Annotated in this window: 14 protein-coding genes; 4 read left to right on the top strand and 10 right to left on the bottom strand. The window is 72.8% G+C overall.

Features of this window, described 5'->3' with window-relative positions:
* Positions 1-318: 318 nt before the first annotated feature.
* The 4 genes from LO763_RS08210 to LO763_RS08195 all read right to left on the bottom strand — a co-directional run bounded on the left by LO763_RS08210 (position 319) and on the right by LO763_RS08195 (position 7,420).
* Complete coding sequence (locus LO763_RS08210) at positions 319-1,674, bottom strand: PrsW family intramembrane metalloprotease (RefSeq protein ID WP_230601488.1); 1,356 nt, start codon at positions 1,672-1,674, stop codon at positions 319-321.
* Positions 1,671-2,120 (bottom strand): STAS domain-containing protein, encoded by a 450-nt coding sequence (locus tag LO763_RS08205; protein ID WP_230601487.1) that lies wholly within the window; start codon positions 2,118-2,120, stop codon positions 1,671-1,673. The genes LO763_RS08210 and LO763_RS08205 overlap by 4 nt, the downstream gene beginning before the upstream one ends.
* Before the next feature lie 303 nt (positions 2,121-2,423).
* Positions 2,424-2,978, bottom strand: a complete 555-nt coding sequence (locus tag LO763_RS08200; RefSeq protein WP_230601486.1) for a response regulator — start codon at positions 2,976-2,978, stop codon at positions 2,424-2,426.
* Positions 2,975-7,420 (bottom strand): HAMP domain-containing protein, encoded by a 4,446-nt coding sequence (locus LO763_RS08195; RefSeq protein WP_230601485.1) that lies wholly within the window; start codon positions 7,418-7,420, stop codon positions 2,975-2,977. Before LO763_RS08195 ends, LO763_RS08200 begins: the two co-directional genes overlap by 4 nt.
* A gap of 248 nt (positions 7,421-7,668) precedes the next feature.
* On the opposite strand from LO763_RS08195, the gene LO763_RS29370 reads away from it, so the two are divergent.
* Both LO763_RS29370 and LO763_RS08185 read left to right on the top strand, forming a co-directional pair.
* Positions 7,669-8,922 (top strand): LPXTG cell wall anchor domain-containing protein, encoded by a 1,254-nt coding sequence (locus LO763_RS29370; protein WP_304608802.1) that lies wholly within the window; start codon positions 7,669-7,671, stop codon positions 8,920-8,922.
* A gap of 187 nt (positions 8,923-9,109) precedes the next feature.
* Complete coding sequence (locus LO763_RS08185; RefSeq protein WP_230601484.1) at positions 9,110-11,137, top strand: SpoIIE family protein phosphatase; 2,028 nt, start codon at positions 9,110-9,112, stop codon at positions 11,135-11,137.
* 93 nt (positions 11,138-11,230) lie between these two features.
* Here LO763_RS08185 and LO763_RS29670 read toward each other — a convergent pair whose 3' ends face one another.
* Both LO763_RS29670 and LO763_RS28805 read right to left on the bottom strand, forming a co-directional pair.
* Positions 11,231-12,190 carry a C40 family peptidase gene (locus tag LO763_RS29670; RefSeq protein ID WP_230601483.1) on the bottom strand — a complete coding sequence of 320 codons (960 nt, stop codon included), beginning with the start codon at positions 12,188-12,190 and terminating at the stop codon, positions 11,231-11,233.
* Between the two features lie 267 nt (positions 12,191-12,457).
* Entirely contained in the window at positions 12,458-12,580 is a 123-nt protein-coding gene (locus LO763_RS28805; RefSeq protein WP_255672005.1) for a hypothetical protein, read from the bottom strand.
* Between LO763_RS28805 and LO763_RS08175 the strand changes: the two genes are divergently transcribed.
* Entirely contained in the window at positions 12,564-13,154 is a 591-nt protein-coding gene (locus LO763_RS08175) for a cysteine dioxygenase (RefSeq protein ID WP_230601481.1), read from the top strand. The genes LO763_RS28805 and LO763_RS08175 overlap by 17 nt on opposite strands.
* Before the next feature lie 1,804 nt (positions 13,155-14,958).
* Here the strand turns inward: LO763_RS08175 and LO763_RS08165 are convergent.
* The 3 genes from LO763_RS08165 to LO763_RS08155 form a co-directional block, all read right to left on the bottom strand.
* A complete protein-coding gene (locus LO763_RS08165; RefSeq protein WP_230601480.1) occupies positions 14,959-16,428 on the bottom strand; it encodes an NAD(P)H-hydrate dehydratase in 1,470 nt (489 codons plus the stop codon).
* Between the two features lie 28 nt (positions 16,429-16,456).
* Complete coding sequence (locus LO763_RS08160) at positions 16,457-16,828, bottom strand: holo-ACP synthase (protein ID WP_369431941.1); 372 nt, start codon at positions 16,826-16,828, stop codon at positions 16,457-16,459.
* A 95-nt stretch (positions 16,829-16,923) separates the two neighbouring features.
* Entirely contained in the window at positions 16,924-17,532 is a 609-nt protein-coding gene (locus tag LO763_RS08155; protein WP_230601477.1) for a TetR/AcrR family transcriptional regulator, read from the bottom strand.
* A 76-nt stretch (positions 17,533-17,608) separates the two neighbouring features.
* Between LO763_RS08155 and LO763_RS08150 the strand changes: the two genes are divergently transcribed.
* On the top strand, positions 17,609-18,775 hold the full coding sequence (locus LO763_RS08150) for a DUF418 domain-containing protein (RefSeq protein WP_230601476.1): 1,167 nt from the start codon (positions 17,609-17,611) through the stop codon (positions 18,773-18,775).
* A gap of 73 nt (positions 18,776-18,848) precedes the next feature.
* On the opposite strand, the gene dacB is transcribed toward LO763_RS08150, so the two are convergent.
* On the bottom strand, positions 18,849-20,414 hold the full coding sequence (dacB, locus tag LO763_RS08145) for a D-alanyl-D-alanine carboxypeptidase/D-alanyl-D-alanine endopeptidase (protein ID WP_230601474.1): 1,566 nt from the start codon (positions 20,412-20,414) through the stop codon (positions 18,849-18,851).
* Between the last annotated feature and the right edge of the window lie 297 nt (positions 20,415-20,711).

Raw genomic sequence — 20,711 nt, 5'->3', positions numbered from 1 at the left:
ACCCCAGCGGCCGTCCCTGCGACCGCCGCAACGCCGACCGCGGCCCCGCGGTCGCCGTAACGCGCCAGCACTGCCGCGGCGACAGCCCCGATCGTACTCGCGGCCAGAGTCGCCCAGGCGAAGCCCGCCCCTGTAGGAGGGGCCCCGCCGGTGCTCCTGGCGTAGGCCAGGAGCCACATGAGCACCCAGAGGGCGCACAGGACCGATCCGGCGGCGGTGGGGCCGACGCGGACGGGGTGGGGCTCCCTCCAGCGGGGCCTGCCGGTGCGCCGCGGCGGCGCACCGGGACCGGCCCAGGAGGTGGGCCCGATGGGTCCCTCATGCATACGTGACAGGGTACGCAGGGGGCGGCGGCAGGGGAAGCGGCATGACCGGCTGGGCGGGCGCCTCGACGGGCCGGGACCGGCCGTCGGGGAACACCACGTGGTAGCGGCGGCCGTCCCACAGCGCCTGGGGCGTGCGGGGGTCGCGCCCGGTGTAGGCGGCGCGGGCGGCGTTCATGCGGTGGGCGCCGTGCTCGATGGCGCGCGCGTCCCAGGGCGCGCCGATGGCCGCGAGGTCGTACTGCTCGGCGACGTCGGAGGCGGCCCGCTGGAAGTCCCGCATGGCGGCCTCGCCGGGCTTCCCGGCGTGGCGGCGGGCCCAGGCGCGGGCGGCGGCGCGGCGGGAGAAGCTGGCGAGGGAGGCGAGCTCGGGCGGGGAGAGCTGCCCGGCGGCGACCATGGGGGCCAGGGCGGTCTGGGTGCGGCGGGCGTCGGCCGACCGCAGCCACAGGGCCGCGCCGACCATGGTGAAGAACAGCGGCGCGAGGAACGCCGGGTAGAGGGCGAACCACAGGCCGGGGAGGTCGAGGGCGACCCCGAGGAGGGACGAGCCGTTCCACAGGGCGTGGAGTCCCATGCCGCACAAGAGCATCCCGATGATCCAGGTGGCCTGGAGGCCCTTGCGGCCGGGCCGGCGGGCGGCCTTGCCGAGGCCGATCGCGGACAGGCCGGTCATGAGCGGGTGGGCGAACATGGTGGCGAGGCCGCGGAAGAGGACCAGGATGGTGACCTGGGCGATGCCGGCGGCGTCGTCGAGGGACTGGGCGCCGGTGACGTAGGCGCCGGAGGCGTAGAGGACGTTCTCGGCGACGGCGAACCCGGCCCCCGCGAGTCCGCAGTAGACGATCGCGTCGAGGGTGCCGGTGAGGTGGCGGCGGGCGAACCAGTAGACCAGGAGCGGGCCGAGGAGCTTCGCGATCTCCTCGATGACGGGGGCCGAGACGACCGCGGCGAGGTTCTGGTCGAGGTCGTTGTCGATGAGGAGGTAGGCGACGCCGGTGTTGACGCCCAGGGAGATCGCGGTGGCGACGCAGGCGCCCCAGCCGAAGCAGAACGCGAGGACGAGCCAGGGGCGGCGCCGGTAGCGGCCGAGCCACAGGAAGGTGGCCACCAGGAGCGGAGCGGGCAGGAGCGCGGCGACGAGGCCGACCGCGGCGGCCCGGGCCCCGGCGCCGTCGATGATGGCCCAGGCGAGGACGGCGGCGCCGCCCGCGAAGAGCAGGAGGGTGCCGGTGACGATGAGGGCGCGCACGCGCTTGGCGAGCCCGGTCCAGGCGAGGGCGACGCCGGCGGCGGCGAGGACGCCCGAGACGCCGAGGGTGAGGGTGGTGGTGGAGAGGGCGAGGGTCATCGGTCGCGCTCCTGGTCGGGGTCGTCGCGCCGGGCCGTCTGCGAGCCGGCGGCCTCGGTGCTGTCGACGCCGTGGGCCTCGACGTCGCTGAGCCCGAGTGCGGGGTCGTCCTCGCGGTCGGCCTCGGGTTCGCGGATGACGAAGTGCTCGCCGATGCCGGAGACGGCGAGGAGGCGTTTGAGGAAGTCGCCGAGGTTGGCGAGGACGAGCACGGCCCGGGAGCGGGAGGCGGCGCGGGCGAGGATGACGAGGGTGCCCAGGCCGCGGGAGTCGCAGAAGGTCACACCGCTCATGTCGAGCACGACGCGCACGGGGGCCTCGGCGAGCGCCTCGTCGACCGCGCCGGTGAGCCGGGGTGCGGTGTGCAGGTCGATTTCGCCGGTCAGCACCACGATCGTCTCGTTCGCTTCACGGTGGACCGAGATGTCGAGTTTCTGGTGCGCCACGGAACAACCCTAACCGGTTTCGCGGCCCGCAGCGGTCTCGGCGGCGGCACGAACCCGCATCATTGGCGGCCCCGCTGTTCGAAACCGCCCGGAAGCCAGTGTCGTACCCGTATGGCATGGTTTTTGAACCGGGGGCCCATCGATCCGCGGCCCGCGTCGCGCTGCCCCGAACCCCGAACCCGCGAAACACTCGCCTTCTGTTCGAACCCGCCCGCGAGCAGGTGTCGGACCCCCGTGTCACGGTAGTTGAACCGGGGGCCCATCGATCCGCCGTCCGCTTCGCGCTGCCCGGAGACCGCCCGGCTACGCCGGTCCGGCCTCCAGCAGGGCGATGATCCGCTCGATCTCGGGGTCGGCGTCGCGGCCGTCCTGCCACGAGGCGAGGGCGTCGCGGACCTCGTCGAGGCGCCGCGTCAGGTGCCCCTCCCGCTCGCGCAGGTCCTTGGTGCGCTCCGAGTTCTGGCGCAGCGCCTGGCCCTGCGCCCACAGGTCGATGAAGACCTTCACCTTCGTGCGCAGCATCCACGGGTCGAACGGCTTGGTGATGTAGTCGACCGCGCCCACCGAGTACCCGCGCATCGCCAGGTGCGCGTCGCGGTCGGCGGCCGTCAGGAAGATGATCGGCGTATGCCGGGTCTTCTCGCGCTGCTTGATGTGCCGCGCGGTCTCGAACCCGTCCATGCCCGGCATCTGCGCGTCCAGGAGGATCGCCGCGTAGTCCTCCGACAGGAGCCGCTTGAGCGCCTCCTCCCCGGAGGTGACCGCGATGGTGTTGACCGGCAGACCCTGGAGGATCGCCTCGAGGGCGAGGAGGTTCTCGGATCGGTCGTCAACGAGCAGGACGCGGGCGGTGCTCATGCGTTTCCTCCATCAGTCGGTTCGCCATTGTCCCGCTCCGCGCCGCCGTCCGCCTCCGCGGGGGCCGCCCCTTGTGCGGCCCCTCGCGCCCCGGCGGCGCCGCCCCCGCCGATCCACTGCGACATCGTGTCGAGCAGCAGGTCGAGGTCGACCGGTTTGGTCAGGTACGCGCTCGCCCCGGCCTCGACGGACTTCTCCCGCTGCTCGGCGAGGGCCTGCGCGGTCAGGAACACGATCGGCAGGTCCTCGAACTGCTGCATGCGCCGGATCACGCGCGTGGTCTCGTTCCCGTCCATGCCCGGCATCATCGAGTCCATCAGGACGATGTCGATGCCCGGGTGCTCCCGGAGCGCGTCGATCCCGTCCGCGCCGTTCTCGGCGTAGTGCACGTCGATGCCGTGCAGCTCCAGGGCCGCGGTGAGCGCGAAGACGTTGCGGATGTCGTCGTCGACGATGAGCACGGTCGCGCCCTCCATGCGCTGGGCCGCCGCCGACGACGAGGGCGTCTCGGGCGCCCCGGTCAGGATGCCCGGAACCGGCTCGGCCGAGGTCAGCGGCAGGTCCGAGCGCACGGGCGCGAAGTCGCCGTCCGCGTCGATCTCCACCGGGACCACGAACGTGAACTTCGAGCCGGCGTCGCCGGTGTGCTCGATGTACACGTCGCCGCCGAGCATGAGCGACAGCGACTTCGAGATCGACAGCCCCAGGCCGGTGCCGCCGAACGTGCGCCGCGTCGTGCCGTCGGCCTGCTGGAACGGCTCGAAGATGATGGCCTTCTTCGACTCGGCGACGCCGATGCCGGTGTCGACGACGCTGAACGAGAGCCGCTCGGCGGCCGCGTTCAGGTGCGGGGCGTCGAAGCGCAGGTCCGCCGGGACCCGCCGCACGGCGAGGGTCACCGAGCCGACCCGCGTGAACTTCACCGCGTTCGACAGGAGGTTGCGCAGCACCTGCTGGAACTTCTGCCCGTCGGTCTGCATCAGCTGCGGCACGCCCTTGCCGACGTCCACGGCGAACTCCAGGCCCTTGTCCTCGGCCTGGGGCCGGAACGCGGCCTCGATGTCCCCGAGGATCTCGGCGAGGTCGACCGGGTGCACCGAGACGTCCATGCGCCCCGCCTCGATCTTCGACAGGTCCAGGATGTCGTCGATGAGGGTGAGCAGGTCGGTGCCGGCGTTGTAGATGGTGCGCGCGAACTCGATCTGGCGGTCCGAGAGGTTCCCGTCCGAGTTCTCCGACAGGAGCCGCGCGAGCAGCAGCAGCGAGTTCAGCGGCGTCCGCAGCTCGTGCGAGACGTTCGCGAGGAACTCCGACTTGTACTTCGAGGCCTGCGCGAGCTGCTCGGCCTTCTCCTCGATGTCCTTGCGGGCGGTCTCGACCTCGTCGTTCTTCAGCTCGATCGCGCGGTTCTGCGCCGACAGGAGCTGCGCCTTCTCCTCCAGCTCCACGTTCGTCTCCTGGAGCCGGTTGGACTGGGCCCGCAGCTCCTGCGCCATGCGCTGCGACTCGCGCAGCAGCACCTCGGTGCGCGCGTTGCCCTCTATGGTCGCGAGCGTGACCCCGACGTTGGGCGCCAGCGCGTCCAGGAACCGCTTGTGGAGCCCCGAGTAGGTGTTGAACGAGGCGAACTCGATGACGCCGCGCACCTTGTCGCCGAACTGGACGGGCAGGATGATCAGGTCGGTGGGGGTGGCCTGCCCGAGCCCGGAGGAGATCTCCAGGTAGCCCTCGGGGATGTCGTGCAGGTGGATGGTCCGCTTCGAGGCGGCGGCCTGGCCGACCATGCCCTCGTTGTCCTCGATGACCTTCTTCTCGCCGGGGCTGGGGTGCCCGTAGACGGCGTTGAGCCGGTACGTGACGTGCCCCGAGACGTCCTCGTGGCGGACGTAGAACGTCGAGGTCTGCGCGTCGATCAGCGGCGTGACCTCGTCGAGGACCATCCGGGTGACCTCCTCGACGCCGCGGCGGCCCTGGAGGAGCGAGGAGATGCGGGCGAGGTTCGAGTTGAGCCAGTCCGCGTCGGTGTTCTGGCGGGTCTTGTCGCGCAGCGCGGTGATCATCTGGTTGATCGACTCGGTGAGGTCGGCGATCTCGCCGGCGGCCTCGAAGTCGACCGACTGGGTCAGGTCGCCGCGGGCGACGGCGTGGGCGACGTTCGCGATGGCCCGCAGCTGGAGCGTCAGGGTCGCCGCGAGCGAGTTCACGTTGCGGGTCAGGGCGAGCCAGGTGCCCGAGACGCCGGCGACCTCGGCCTGGCCGCCGAGGTTCCCCTCGACGCCCACTTCGCGGGCCACGCGCGTGACCTCGGTGGCGAAGCTCGACAGCTGGTTGACCATGGTGTTGACGGTGTTCTTCATCTCCAGGAACTCGCCCTGGGCGTCGACGGTGATCTGCCCGGTGAGGTCGCCGCGGGCGACCGCGGTGGTGACCTCGGCGATGTTGCGGACCTGGAGGGTCAGGTTGGTCGCCATCGAGTTGACGTTGTCGGTCAGGTCCTTCCAGGTGCCCGAGACGCCGGGCACGGTGGCCTGGCCGCCCAGGCGCCCCTCGGTGCCCACCTCGCGCGCGACGCGCGTGACCTCGTCCGCGAACGAGGAGAGCCGGTCGACCATCGCGTTCATGGTCGACTTCAGCTCCAGCATCTCGCCCTGCGCGTCCACCGTGATCTGCCGCTTGAGGTCGCCGCGGGCGACCGCGCTGGCGACCGAGGAGATGTTCCGGACCTGGCTGGTCAGGTTCGAGGCCATGGAGTTCACGTTGTCCGTCAGCGCCTCCCAGATGCCGGAGACGCCCTGCACGTTCGCCTGGCCGCCGAGCTTGCCGTCCGTCCCGACCTCGCGCGCGACGCGCGTGACCTCGTCCGCGAACTGCGACAGCTGCGCGACCATCGAGTTCATGGTCGACTTCAGCTCCAGCATCTCGCCCTGCGCGTCGACGGTGATCTGCCGGTTCAGGTCGCCGGCGGCGACGGCGGTGGCGACCGAGGAGATGTTCCGGACCTGGCTGGTCAGGTTCGAGGCCATGAGGTTGACGTTCTCGGTGAGGTCCTTCCAGGTGCCGGAGACGCCGGGCACGTCCGCCTGGCCGCCCAGGCGGCCCTGCGAACCGACCTCGCGGGCCACGCGGGTCACCTCGTCGGCGAAGCGCGAGAGCTGGTCGACCATGGTGTTGACGGTGGTCTTGACCTCGGCGACCTCGCCCTTGGCGTCCACGGTGATCTTCTGGCCCAGGTCGCCCGCGGCGACCGCGCTGGTGACCTTCGCGATGTTGCGGACCTGCTCGGTGAGGTTCGCGGCCAGCTGGTTCACGTTCTGGGTCAGGTCGCGCCAGGTGCCGGAGACGCCGAACACCTGCGCCTGGCCGCCCAGGCGCCCGTCGGTGCCGACCTCGCGGGCGACGCGCGTGACCTCGTCGGCGAAGTTCGACAGCTGGTCGACCATGGTGTTGACGGTGGTCTTCAGCTCCAGGATCTCGCCCTGGGCGGACACGGCGATCTTCTGGTTCAGGTCGCCGCGCGCCACCGCGCCGGTGACCTTCGCGATGTCGCGGACCTGGTCGGTGAGGCTGGAGGCCATGTCGTTCACCGACTCGGTGAGGTCCTTCCAGGTGCCGGAGACGCCCGGCACGTCCGCCTGGCCGCCCAGGCGGCCCTCGGTGCCCACCTCGCGCGCGACGCGCGTGACCTCGCCGGCGAAGACCTGGAGGGTCTCGGTGAGGGCGTTGATGGTGTCGGCGAGCTCGGCGACCTCGCCGGAGGCCTTGACGGTGATCTTCTGGTTCAGGTCGCCCGAGGCGATGGCCTGCGTCACCGTGGAGATCGAGCGGACCTGCTCGGTCAGGTTCGAGGCCATGGTGTTCACCGCGTCGGTGAGCGAGCGCCAGGTGCCCGAGACGCCCTGGACGTCGGCCTGGCCGCCCAGCTGGCCCTCGGTCCCGACCTCGCGGGCCACGCGCGTGACCTCGCCCGCGAAGGAGCGCAGCAGCCCGACCATCCGGTTGACGGTCTCGCCGAGGCGGCGGAACTCGCCGCGCAGCTGCGTGCCGTCGATCTCCAGGGCCGCCTCCTGAGAGAGGTCGCCCGCGGCGACGGCCTCGAGCACGCGCCCCAGCTCGGTGGTGGGCCGCACCAGGTCCTCGACGAGCCGGTTGACGCTCGCGGCGCCCTCGGACCAGCCCCCGTTGAGGTGCTCGATGACCAGCCGGTGGTTCCACGAGCCCTCCTGCCCGACGGCGCGGGCGATGAGCGCGAGGTCGCGGGTCTGCCGGTCGGCCTGCTCGACCACGGCGTTGAACCGGTCGACCACCTCCCCGGCCAGGCCCTCCCCGCGGGGCAACCGCACCGAGAAGTCGCCCAGCTCGACGGCGCCCAGCGCGTCGGCCAGGCTTCGGAGCAGGTCGGACTCGTCGGTCGGGTTCGCTGTACGGGAAACGGTGTCCGTCATGGCGTGGGTTCCTCAGCTGCGGAGACAGGCTTGGCTACCAGGTTGTCACACCGAGCGGCCAAACGTGAAGGCAGGTTACTCAAGGCATCCGACTCGGTCACGTGACGTGATCGACATGGAACTGACGGAATTTCGCAACCGTTGTCCACTGGGGCGCGTGTGCATGGCGCAGCGCTTCCACGGGCGAGTCCTGATCAGTGGAGGACCGCGGAGGCGCGTACCCCCCGCAACGACCCCACAGGAGATCCATGTCCCCCTTCATCAAGACCGGTCTGCGCACCGCGGGCGCCGGCACGGCCGCGGCGGCCCTCGCGCTCGCGGCCGGAGCCCCGGCCTTCGCGCAAACGGATTACGAGTACCTGGCCGTCTGGTTCAACTCATCCGAGACCGACGAGCAGTTCGCCTCGCTCGAATACGAGGGTCAGGAAGGCTACCTGTCCATCGAGGGCCCCGACGCGAGCCAGGGCGACCGCATCGAGTACGAGGTCGACTTCACCGCCGCCCCGGGGGCGATCGAGCTCGTCGTCCCCTACGACGACCGCTGCGAATTCGCCGCTGACCGCCTCGTCTGCGTCGACGACGGCTCCAGCGACATCGCCGGCACGTTCATGCACTTCGAGATGAGCCTCGGTGACGCCGGTGCCCCCGGGGACACGATCCCCTACACGGTCACGGCCCTCGTCAACGGTGAGGACGAGGTCGGCATCGAAGGGCAGGTCCAGGTCGGCGAGGACTACCAGGAGGCGCCCGAGGGCGAGGACCCAGGCGGCGTTCAGGAGCCTGAGCTCCCCGGAGAGGGCGCGCACTACTCGTACACGTTCCTCGACCAGGTTCTGGAGGACGCGGCCCCGGGCTCGACCGTCAACGCCGACCCGCAGTTCCACGTCGCCGACGCGCCTGAGGAGAACCGCGTCGCCACCGTCGTCACCTTCACCGACTCGATCAGCCTCGAATCGATCGCCTCCGAGGACTGGGAGAACAGCCACCGGGCATACGCCGAGGTCTACTACGACAACTGCTATGTCACAGAGTGGGGCGTCACCTGCCTGCTGATCGACTTCGCCCCTGAGGAGGGAGCGACCTACGGCCTCGCCGCGGAGTCGCCGCTGACCTTCGCCGTCACCGACGAAGGCGTCACCGAGGACGACGTCGCCGCGTACTGGGCCGAGGACCTCGACGATGCCGAACTCGGCGACTTCCTCGACGCGACCGGCATCAGCCTCGACTACAACGAGAACGCGAACCTCCTGAGCCTCGTCGAGACCGAGCCGTCGGAGAACGGCGACTTCTACATCGGCTACGGCCTGTTCCTGTTCCTCGCCGACATCGACGACGTCGACGGGCTCCCCGGACACGAAACGGACGGCGAGGCCTCCGAGCAGCTGCCCACCACCGGCAACTCCTCGATCGTCCTGGTCTCCTCGGCCGCCGCCGCGCTCCTCGCCGGCGCCGCCGTGTTCTACGTCATGCGCCGCCGCAAGACCGCGGCCAGCTGGGAGTAGCACTCCCGCCGCTCCCGCCCGAACGGCGGGCGGGCAAGCGCCCCAAGGCGACTGCCCTTTCGATCGCACCGCGGCCGCCCCGGCCCCCACCGGACCGGGGCGGCCGCCGCCGTCCGCGGCCCGTGAGCTGGCGGCACCCGCCGAACGGGTGCGTCGGGCGGCGGCGGCGCGGGCATACACTGGGCCGGTGACGTACCCCGAGAGGGCCGCTCGCCGGCTGCGGCTGCCGGCCGACGACCGCTCACCCGCAGCCGCACGCGCCGCCGTCCGCGCGGTCCTGTCCGAGGCCGGGCTCTCCGAGCTGCTCGACGAGACGCTCCTGCTCACCACCGAGCTGGCCACCAACGGCGTCGTGCACGCCGGGACCGACATCAACCTCACCGTCGCCGCCGACCCCATCGGCGTGCGGGTCACCGTGACCGACTACCGCTCCGGCGGCATCGACCCGGTCGAGGCGGCCATGCCCGAGGTCACCGCCGAGGGCGGCCGCGGCCTGCTCCTGGTCGACCGGTTCGCGTCCTCCTGGGGCACCACCCACGACGCGACCGGCAAGTCCATCTGGTTCCGCATCGACCGCGACCCCGACGCTCCGCCCGCGCCCCGCCCCGCGGTCGACGCCGACGCCGACACCGCCCTCCCCGACCTGGGCCAGCTCGCCGCGCTCCTCACCGTCGCCCCCGCCCTCCAGTCGCGGCTGCCGCTCGACCAGCTCGTCACCGAGCTGCTCGCCCGCTGCCACGACGCCACCGCCGCCGGCGGCGGCGCCATCGAGTACGACGCCGGGGACGGCACCGGCGCGCAGATCCTCGCCAAGTTCGGCGACGTCGGCAACATCGCCCTCGCCGTCCCCCTCCCGCTCACCGCCCCCGCCACCGGCAAGCTCCTCCTCGCCGGCGAGCCGCTGCCCTCTTGGCGGCCCCTCGCCGAGCTCGTCGCCGAGCGCATCGCCCTGGCCGTCCAGATCGACCGCATGCGCACCGACGAGCAGCGCCGCTCCGGCTGGCTCACCTACCTCGCCGAGGCCGGCGAGCTCCTCGCCCACTCCCTCGAGGAGCACCTCACCGTCGCCCTCATCCCCCAGCTCGTGGTCCCCCAGCTGGGCCGCTGGGCCGCCGTCCACCTCACCGGCGACGCCGGGGAGCTGCGCGCCGCCGCCCTCACCCACGTCGAGGAGTCCGAGCTCGAGCACCTGCGCCGCAAGCTCGAGGACGCCGCCCCGCCGCTGGCCGCCGCCCTCGCCACCGACGGGTGGACGGGCATGGAGCTGCCCGTGCCGCGCGGCCTCGACGGCATCGCCGTGCCCCTGTCGGCGCGCGGCTCCACCATCGGCGTCCTCACCGTCGGACGCCACATCGAACGCCACCACTCCTCGGAGGAGCGCGCGGTCGTCGCCGACCTCGCCAAGCGCTCGGCGCTGGCGCTCGACAACGCCCGCATCCACGCCGAGCGCCAGGCGGTCGCCCACGAGCTCCAGTCCGCCCTCATGCCCGGGTCGCTCCCGGACGTCGCCGGGGTGTCCTTCGCGGCCGAGTACCTGCCGGCCACCGCGCGCCGCCTGCCCGGGTCCGGCCCGGGCCCGGTGATCGGCACCGAGGTCGGCGGCGACTTCTACGACGCGACCGAGCTGCCCGACCACCGGCTGTGGGTGGCGATCGGCGACGTGTGCGGCAAGGGCGCCCAGGCCGCGGCGGTCACCGGCGTCGTCCGGGACGTCCTGCGGGTCATGGCCCGCGACGGCCGCCCGCTGCCGCGCGCGCTCGAGCTGCTCAACGCGACGCTGCTGGAGCAGCCCGGCGACATGCGCTACGCCACGATCGCCTCGGCCCTGCTCGACCGCGGCGAGACCGGGACGCTGACCGCGACCCTGTGCCTGTCGGGGCACGACCGCCCGCTGCTGCTGCGCGCGGACGGCACCGCCGACTGGGTCGGCCGGGAGGGCACGGCGGTCGGGCTGTTCCCCGACGTCAAGGTCAACCCCGAGCGGGTCGTGCTCGAGCCCGGCGACGCCCTGGTGTTCTTCACCGACGGCGTGACCGAGCGGCGCGACGGCGCCGCCATGTTCGGCCACGAGCGGATCGAGCGGGCGGTGCGGGACGCGGCGGGCAAGAGCGCCCGGCAGGTCGCCACGGCCCTCCTGGAGGCCGTGGAGGCGTTCTCGCCGGAGTCCCCGCGCGACGACATCGCGATCCTCGTGGTCCGCTGCGACCCGAAGTGACCGGGCGCGCCTGACCGAACGCGGCCGGGCGCCGGCCGCCGGCACGGCGAAGGCCCCGCGATCGCTCGCAGGGCCTCCGTTCTCGCTGAGGGTCTAGTGCAGGAGCGTGCCCGCGCCGTAGTAGACGTTGCCGTGGTGGAGCTCGACGATCTTCACGACGGTGGTCGAGTTGGGGGCGTGGACGATCAGGCCGTTGCCGATGTACATGCCGACGTGCGCGAGGTTGTTGTAGAACACGAAGTCGCCCGGCTGGAGCTCGTCCTCGCTGATGCTGGCGACGAGGTTGTTCTGCGCGGCGGCGTTGTGCGGCAGGCTGATGCCGATCTGCGCGTAGGCGCCGAGCATGAGGCCGGAGCAGTCCCAGGAGTTCGGGCCGGCCGAGCCCCACACGTACGGCTCGCCGAGCTGGTCGAGGGCGAAGTCGACGACCGCCCACTGCTCATCGGTCATGTGCGGCAGGTCGTACTCGACGACCTCCTCGCCCGCGGCGGTCTTCCACTCCTCTTCGAGGTCGTCCATGCGCTGGGTGAGCTCGTCGGCGGTCGCCTGGAGCTCGGCCTCCTCGGTCTCCAGGTCCGCCTGGAGGTCGTTGAGGAGGTCGAGCTGGGTCGTGTACTCCTCGGAGGCGGCCTTGAGGTCGTCCATGAGGGCGAAGTTGTAGAGGTTCGCCGAGTTGAGCCGGTCGAGGCGCTCGACGAACGCGTCCGGGGAGCCCGACTCGAGGAGCATCGCCGCGTCGCCGATGCCCTGTTCCACATAGGTGGTGTTGATGTAGTCGGCGAGCTGGTCGCGCAGGGCGTCGAGGTCCTCCTCGGCGACGGACAGGGACGCCTCGGTGTCCTCGATGAGCGCCCTGTTGTCGTCGACCTGCTGGGCGAGCTGGTTGTACTCCTCGACCGCCGCGCCCAGGTCCTCGTCGGCGGCGTCGATCTCGTCGTTGATCTCCGAGGTGTCGCGCTGGGCCCAGGCGGGGGCGCCCCCCACCGAGGCGACCAGGAGGCCGCCGACGACGGCGGCGGACGTCCACTTGCGTCGGACAGACGACTGCTTCACGAGGAGGGTGCTCCTTCGGATTCCGGGAGGTCGGGGTGCACACTGCGCTGCGTTCGGGCGCGGGGCCCCTCGGCGGGCGGAGGTCCGCGAGATCACCGGGGAGGCGCGCGGACCCGGGGTGCCGGGAGGCCGAACATGAGCCTAGCGCGCCGGATGGGGCTCGGGAAGACCCCGGCCGTGACAAATTCGCAGCGTAGCGAGCGTTCCACCGAAGGTGTGTCGCCGCTGTGAGTTGCCTGTGAATTGGTATCATGCGGCGTATGGCCTTCACGTCGTGTCCTTGTCGCCGCTGTCACCAGCGCTGAGCTGCTCGTCGCCGCTCGGCGCGCCCAGTTCCGACAACCGTTCCGACACACCGAAGGTCTTCCGCTCGATGAGCATCATCACCACGGCCGCGCCGTCTCCGGCGGCCCGCCTCCTCGATTCCGCTCCCGCCGGCGCCGTTCTCGGCGGTGCCGCCCACAGCGGTGCCGTCCACGACAGCGCCGTCCGCGACAGTGCCGTTCTCGGCGGCGAGCGGCTGGCGGCCCTCGCGGGCTGCTACGCCGCCAACCTGACGCTGCGCCCGCGCTTCACGAAGGGCAGCCGGTGGGCCCGCCGGGTGCTGGCCGGGCCCGGCCACGAGGCCTGGCTCCTGGCGTGGCTGCCGGGGCAGGGCACCGACCTGCACGACCACGGGGGCGTCGCGCTGCCCGCGGCGGCGGCCGTGGCGGTCGTGTCGGGGCTGCTCACCGAGTACACGGTGCGGCCGGGCGACTTCCCGGGGCTGCGGCGCAAGCCGCTGGCGGCCGGGGAGGTCTCGGTCGTCGACGACCGCACGGTGCACGCGATGCGCAACGACTCGGACGCGCCGGCGGTGAGCCTGCACGTGTACTCGCCGGGCCTGGAGGCCATGCGGACCTACCTGCTCGACGAGACCGGCCTGGCCCCGTCGCGGATCAAGCGCGCGGGCGAGGACTGGTGAGCGGACTCTGAGCACCGAGCGGCGGGGACGTCCGGTGTCACCGAGGAGATACGGTCAGCGCACGGATCCCGGTGGAGCCGGGAGGCCCACGTTCGGGTGGCATTCCCGCCGAGAGGGCGCCGGAGGCCCGATTCCCGTCGGGCCCCGGCGGAAGGATCGAGCGGCGCGACAGTGCCCTTCCCTCTCCTGGCGGCCGGGGGTTGGTGGACGGTCGATGCTCTGAGCGTCCATGATCCGTTCCGCGGACCCGCCCGCACTTGGCCGCAGTGCCGTTCAGTCAGGGCGTCGGCGTCGGCGCGGGTGGCGGGTGTTCGGGGAGGTGATCGCTGGTGGGGGCCGCCACGGGTACGGGCCGGTCTGCGGAGTCGCCGTGGCCGGAGTCATGGGCTTGGAGTCGGTGCCGGTAGGAGGTCAGGCCGGCTTCAAGCGGCGGCGACGAGAAGGCAGGACGGCACCGGAGGTGGGTTGGTGGGTTGCCGGTGGTGCGGAGGTGGTGGTCAGGGCGGCGGCGACGAAGCGGTGTGTGCGGGGCCGGTGTCCGTTGGCGGGCCCGGGGGCCGGTGTGGGCCGGGCGGGCGGGGCGTCGGTGTGGGGTGTGGATATCGTTGCGGCGCAGGGGCACCGGTGGAAACATGAGGGTTCTCTACCCATGTGGGTGTTGCCGCCAGGAGGCTGATGGGAGGAGAATTGGGGTACGTACAGGGTTACGGAATCAGTGCAAGCGAACGAGATGTGTTCACTTAATGCAGACTACGACAGCCTCTGGCCGCTCGTACCGCCCACTGGTGTCGGGACCGCCCCCGCAATAGAGGACGGGGGTTGCTCGTCCCGCGTTCCGGTCCTGCGCTGGTACCACCGTCACCGCGGTCTACGGGCATGTGACGGGAGCGCGGCCTCCTTGAGGAGGTACCGCCGGCCAGCACAGTCGGAGTCCCGCACACACCCCCACACGTATCCAGCACACCCACCCGACCACCACCACCAGAAAGGACAGGACGAACCGGAGGAACAAGACCGGCAGGCCCGACAGGACGATGATCGTCCGGCACGCCAGGGAGAACCGGCGGAACCGGTATCTACTGCGGCGCTATGAGACCCCGCTGCGAGACGGCACTGCCCAGCGACCCCACCGAGCAGCACGCTCACGACCGCGTGCCCGCGACCACGCCTTTGGAAGGAGGTGAACCCACCATGACCACGACGATACTCTGTGCGAGCACTCCTGCGGCACGTACCGCGCACCAGGCCGCCCGGCGACAGGCCGCCCGGCGGCAGGCCGCTGCGACGAACCCGGCAGCCACCGACCCCACCACCGCTACCGCGGTGGCGACCGGCACCGGCCATGCCGCACTATCGACGACCGGCCGAGCCGCCACCGCACCGGCACTCACCGACACCATCGCCACCACCACCGGAGCGCCCGCCCGTTCCCGGCGCCACCCACACCGCCCCGGCCCCGGCAGCCCACCCAGGACCGGCCACTCCGCCACACCGTCGCTGATGGCCTGAACCCCACTCGAGAACCCGCCCGGCCCCGGCAGCCCGCCCCAGCCCGGCCTCCACGCCTCCGTCGCCGCCCGCCCGAACCTGACCCGCGCACCAGCCCGACCCCGGCGACGCACCCCGGCCCCGGCCTCCACGGCCCCGTCGCCGCCGGAACCCCACCCGCGCACCGACCCGGCCTCGGCGATGCACCCAAACCCTGTGCTCCACACCGTCGCTGATTGCTCGAGCCCTAATCGAGGATCGACCCGGCCCCGGCGACCTACCGGCGACCGACTCCCCTAACCGAACGGCATCGCTCTTAACCGTGCGCCGACAGCACCGCGCCGACCGCGCCGGGCAGGGCGCGGGCCACGTCGGAGGCCGTCACGGTGCGGTGGCCCGCGGCGGCGGTCCCGGCCGCGCGGCCGTGCAGGAACGCCGCCGCCACCGCCGCCCGCACCTCGTCCATCCCCGAGGCCAGCAGCGAGGCCATGAACCCCGCGAGCACGTCCCCCGCTCCGGCCGTCGCCAGCTGCGGGCGCCCGGTCGGGTTGGCCCACACCGCGCCGTCGCACCCGGCGACCACCGTGTGGTGGCCCTTGAGCAGCACCGTGCAGTTGAGCCGCTTCGCCAGCGCCGCCGCGGCGGCGGCGCGGTCCTCGCTGGGCGCCGAGCCGTACAGCCGCTCGTACTCGCGGTCGTGCGGCGTCAGCACCACCGGCGCCTCCCGCCGGGTCAGCACCGACGGGTACTCCCCGATGAGCGTCAGCGCGTCGGCGTCCAGGACGACCGGCGCGGGCGAGGCGAGCGCGTCCCGCAGCTCGGCGAGCGCGGCCTCGTCGGTGCCGAGGCCCGGCCCGGCCAGCCAGGCCTGGACCCGCCCGGCCTCCTTGACCGCCGTGGTGCACACGACCTCGGGGTGGCGCCGGCGCACCGCCTCGGCGGCGGCGCCCGCGTAGCGCACGTACCCCGTGGGGCCCGCGAGGGCCCCGTCGGTGGCGAGCACGGCCGCGCCGGGGTAGCGCTCGGAGCCGGCCGCGACGCCGACGACGCCGCGGGTGTACTTGTCGTCCTCGGGTCCCGGCTCGTGCCACCAGCGGGCGATGTCGGCCCCCTCCGCGACGCGCACCGCCGGGTGCGGGTCGAGGTACGGGCCGAGTCCGATGTCGACGAGCACGGTCCGGCCGGTGCGCAGCGAGGCGCGGCCGAGGACGTGGCAGGGCTTGCGCGCGCCGAAGGTGACGGTGACGTCGGCGGTGACGGCCCCGGCGGGGACGGCGCCGGTGTCGACGTCCACTCCGGAGGGCACGTCGACGGCGACGACGGTGCCGGCCTCGATGCGGGCCAGCTGGTCCATGGCGCGTCCGGGGAGGCCGGGCCGGCCGCCGATGCCGAGCACGCCGTCCAGGAGCAGGTCGCAGTGGTCGGGCGGGCGGGCGACGAGGCGGCCCCCGGCGCGGGTGAGCGCGGCGGCGGCGAGCGGGTGGACGCGGTCGCCCATGACGGGGACGGCGAAGACGCGGGCGCCGCGGCGGGCGAGGAGGGCGGCGGCGTAGAGGGCGTCGCCGCCGTTGTCGCCGGGTCCGGCCAGGACGGTCACGGTCGCGCCGTACACGCCGCTGCCGATCGCGGTCCGGTTGCGGCTCTTGGGTCCGCGCTGCCGCAGGATCCGGGCGCACTCGGCGGCGAGTCCGGCGGCGGCGCGCTGCATGAGCGCGCCCGGCGGGAGCAGGGACATGAGCTGGGCTTCGGCGCGGCGGACCGCCGCTGCTGACCAGGCACCGTTCATGGCTGTCCCTCTCAGGCCGCGAAGGCCGTCATGCCGTCTCGGCGATCACCACCGCTGTCGCGATACCGCCATCATGCGACAGCGACACGTGCCAGCGGGAGACGCCACGCTGTGCGGCGGCGGCGGCCACCGATCCGGTGATGGAGAGCGAGGGCCGCCCGTCGGGCAGGGAGAGCACTTCGCAGTCGGCCCAGTGCATCCCGCCGGGGGCGCCGAGGGCCTTGGCCACGGCCTCCTTGGCGGCGAAGCGGGCGGCGAGGGACTCGGTGCGGCGGGCGCGCCCGTCGGGGGCGCGGCGCTCGGCCTCGGTGAAGAGCTTGTCGGCCACGTGGGGGGTGCGTTCGAGCACGCGCTCGAAGCGGTCCACTGCCACTACGTCTATGCCCACGGCGACGATCACCCGTCAAGAGTGCCACGGGATCGGGCGTACCGCCCTCTTTCAGGACGGTTCACCGCGGCGGGTGACCGGGCGCGGCCGCCCGGTGTCCGCCGGTGTCAGGCGGTCCCGGGGGCGAGGCCGACGGCGGGGAGGATCGCCTGGTCCACGACGGCGGCGAGGTAGGCGTCGCCGGGGTCGGCGCCGGTGTCCATGAGCCGCTTGGTGACCAGGGCCTCGCCGATGTCGAGCACGACGGGGGTGAGGCGGTCTTCGGCGATGCGGCCGTGCTCGGCGTAGTGGAGCAGCACGGTCCGGGTGAAGGTGCCGCCGCGCTTGGCGAAGACGTGCTCGTAGAGCGCCTCGACGGCGGCGGGATCGCGGCCGGGGTCGGCGACGATGGCCATGACGGCGCGCCCGGCGGGGCTGAAGGCCCAGTCGCACATGAGGCGCAGGGAGGCGATGAGGTCGCCGCGGAGGTCGTCGGCGCCGGGGGCGGGCTGCTCGACGGGGTGGAGGGCGGCGAGGGCGTCGAGGAGGAGGTCGCGGGGGTCGTTCCAGCGGCGGTAGAGGGTGGAGCGGGCGGTGGCGGCGCGTTTGGCGATGGCGTCCATGGTGAGCCGTCCGGGCCCGGCGTCGGCGGCCTCCTCGACGGCGGCGGTGTAGATCGCGTCGAGCAGCGCCTGGCCGCGCCGGCGCGTGCGGCCCGCGGTCGATTCTGCGGACATGGGACCCCCGTCATTAGCTACAATCGTGTATCTTAAAGTTTTAGATACAGTCGTGTACCTAAAACTTGGAGACGAGATGTCACTCGCCCCGCCCGCCATTATGAGCACGCCGCTGCGCGAACGCTCCCTCGCACCCGACCTGGCCAGGGGCCTCATGCTCCTGCTCATCGCGCTCGCCCACGCGCACATGTTCCTCGCGCACGAGACCACGGGCTTCCGCGGCTACGCCGTCGACGGCACCGCGCTCGACCGGGTCGTCGCCGGGATCCAGGTCCTCTTCGTCGACGGCCGGGCCCTGCCGATGTTCGCCGCGCTCTTCGGGTACGGCCTCGCCCGCCTCGCCGACCGGCGCCTGCGCGCCGGCGTGGAGCCGCGGCTGGTGAAGCGGCTCGTGCGCCGCCGCAGCGCCTGGCTCCTCGCCTTCGGCTTCAGTCACGCGCTCCTGCTGTTCTTCGGCGACATCCTCGCCGCCTACGGCCTCATCGGGCTGGTCTTCGCCGGTCTGCTGTGGAGCCGGGACCGCGTGCTGGTGCGCACCGCCTGGATCGCCGCCGCCGCGCACCTCGTCGTCGTGGCCGCCCTCGGCGCCTCCGCCGAGGCCGCGGGCCACGCCAACGCGATGCCGACCATCGTCGAGGACCCGCTCGAGGCCGTGTTCATGCGGCTCTCGGTATGGAGCGCGATGACGTCCTCGTTCTACATCGTCAGCGTCCTCCCGGCCTTCGCGCTCGGCATCTGGGCCGCCCGCCGCCGCGTCCTCGACGAGCCCTCCTCGCACCTGCCGCTGCTGCGGCGGACCGCCCTGTGGGGCATCGGCATCGGCGTGGTCGGCGGCCTGCCGCTCATGTTCGCCGACACCCGGCTGTGGCATCCGGGCGCCGTGGACGGCGTCGCCGTGTACGTCCTCCACAGCGTCACCGGGCTCGCCGCCGGCCTCGGCTACGCGGCCCTCATCGCGCTGGCCGCCGCCCGCTCCGGCCGGGCCGCGGGTCCGGTCGCGAACGCCCTCGCCGCCTGCGGGCAGCGGTCACTGACCTGCTACCTGCTCCAGTCGGTGGCGTTCGTCGCCCTGTTCACGCCGCCGGCCGGGGGCCTGGGGACGCGGCTGGGCGACGCGGCGGCCTCCGGGGTCGCGGTGCTCGTCTGGGCCGCCACGGTGGTCCTCGCGGCCTGGATGGCCCGGGCCGGGGCGCGCGGCCCGTTCGAGGTGCTGCTGCGGCGCCTCACCTACGGCCGCGCCTAGGAGCGCCTCGAGAACGCGAAGGGCCCGGACGCGGCGCGTCCGGGCCCTTCGAGTGCGGTTGCCGCTCAGGGCGTCAGCAGACGCTCGGCTCGACCCAGCTGCACTCGAGGCGGTCGTTCGGGTCCTCCTCGGGCATGTCGATCTCCTCGACGTTCGCGAACGTCGTGATCTCGGCCTCGGTCGAGGAGGCGCTGTACCCGGCGAGGGCGGCGGCGATCTTGTCCTCGATGTCCTTGACCGTGGAGTACAGGAAGTCGTTGAAGACCACGCCGAAGACGAGCTCGCGCCCGTCGGCGTCGGTGACGTACCCGGACAGGGCCGACACGCTGGTCATCGACCCGGTCTTGGCGCGCGCGTTGCCCTCGGCGGGCGTGCCGCACATGCGGCTCGCGAGCGTGCCGTCCTCGCAGGCGATCGGGAGCGCGTCGTACCAGGTGCCGAACCAGGACGCGTCCTTCACGCCCGACAGGAGGTCGGTGATCGTGCCGGCGGTGAGCATGTTGTGCCGGGAGATGCCGGAGCCGTCGGCGATCCGGACCGGGCCGTCGTCGACGCCGTAGGGCCGCAGGGCGTCGTAGACGGCGGCCTTGCCGGAGGCGAAGGTGCCCTGCCCGCTGTCGTGGTAGCCGAGGGTCTTGAACAGCGCCTCGGCCATGGAGGCGTTGGAGGGCTTGAGGACGTCGGCGGTGAGCTCCGACAGCGGCGCGGACTCGTGGGAGGCGAGGAGCTCGCCGCCCTGCGGGGTGGCCTCGCCGAAGCGGAGGTCGCCGTTCAGGGTGATCCCGGCGTCGGCGAGCGAGTCGGCGAAGACGTCGGCGACGAGCTGGGTGGGCTCGATGACCGAGCGGGTGGCGTAGGTGCCGTCGCCGCCCGCCGCGACGGTGCCGCTGACGCGGATGACGTTGTCGTGGGGGTCGCGGTTGACGCTGATGCTCGTGCTCGCGCCGGTCGTCGCGGTGTTGACGATCTCGACGTAGTCGTTCGCGGGGACCATCTCGACCGTCGCGGCGTCGCCCTCGGCGGCGCCGGGCTCGATGTACACCCGGACCGAGCCGGCGTTGTAGTCGTCGCCGGAGGCGACGGTGAGCGCGGAGATCTCGGCGGCGTAGACGTACTGGAGGTCGGACCAGCCCCATTCGGCGCCGGAGCGGACCGCGTCGAACGCGGTGTCGTCGGCGACCAGGTCACCGTCGATCGTGGACACGCCGAGGTCGGCGAGGTCCTCGGCGAGGCGGTCGTAGTCGGCCTCGAGGATCGTGGGGTCGCCGGCGCCGCGCAGGTAGAGGTCGCCGGCGACGACGCCGTCCACGGGGCGGTCGCCGGTGACCTCGGTGGCGTAGGTGAAGTCGCCGCCGAGCTGCTCGAGCGCGGCGGCGGTGGTGAAGAGCTTGTCGTTGGAGGCGGGGATGGCGCGCTTGTCGCCGCCCCGGTCGTAGAGGACCTCACCGGTCTCCGCGTCGGCCACGACGACGCCGGCCTGGGAGTCGGTGAGGCGGTTGTCCTTGAGGATGGCGTCGATGGCGGCGGCCAGGGCGGCGTCGCCGGTCTCCTCGGCCTGGGCGACCATGGTGCCCGCGAGGGTGATCGCGCCCGCCGCGGTGACCGCGACGGCGCTCGAAATCAGGGTGCGTTGCTTCACCGCGCGAGTGTAGGCACACCGGGCCCGAACATTCCACTCATAGGACATGAAGCACCGGATATCCAGCGGCGCAGTGCGATCGGCGCGGAAGGGACGAGCGCGGCGAACCCGCCGGTCCGGGCCCGGACGCGACTTCGCCGCGCCTCCCGAAGGGGGCGCGGCGAAGCGGTCGGGCGAGTGGGCGGCGGCCGGCCGAGCGGCGCACGCGGTGCGTCTGCGCCGCAACGGGTCCGGTCGGCATCGCTGCTCGGCGGCGACGACCGGCCGCGCTTATTCGGCGGCGCTTATTCGGCCGTG

Origin of the sequence: Glycomyces amatae (assembly GCF_020991375.1) — a bacterium.
Lineage (GTDB): Bacteria > Actinomycetota > Actinomycetes > Mycobacteriales > Micromonosporaceae > Glycomyces > Glycomyces amatae.
This window is presented reverse-complemented; position numbering and strand designations above follow the sequence as displayed.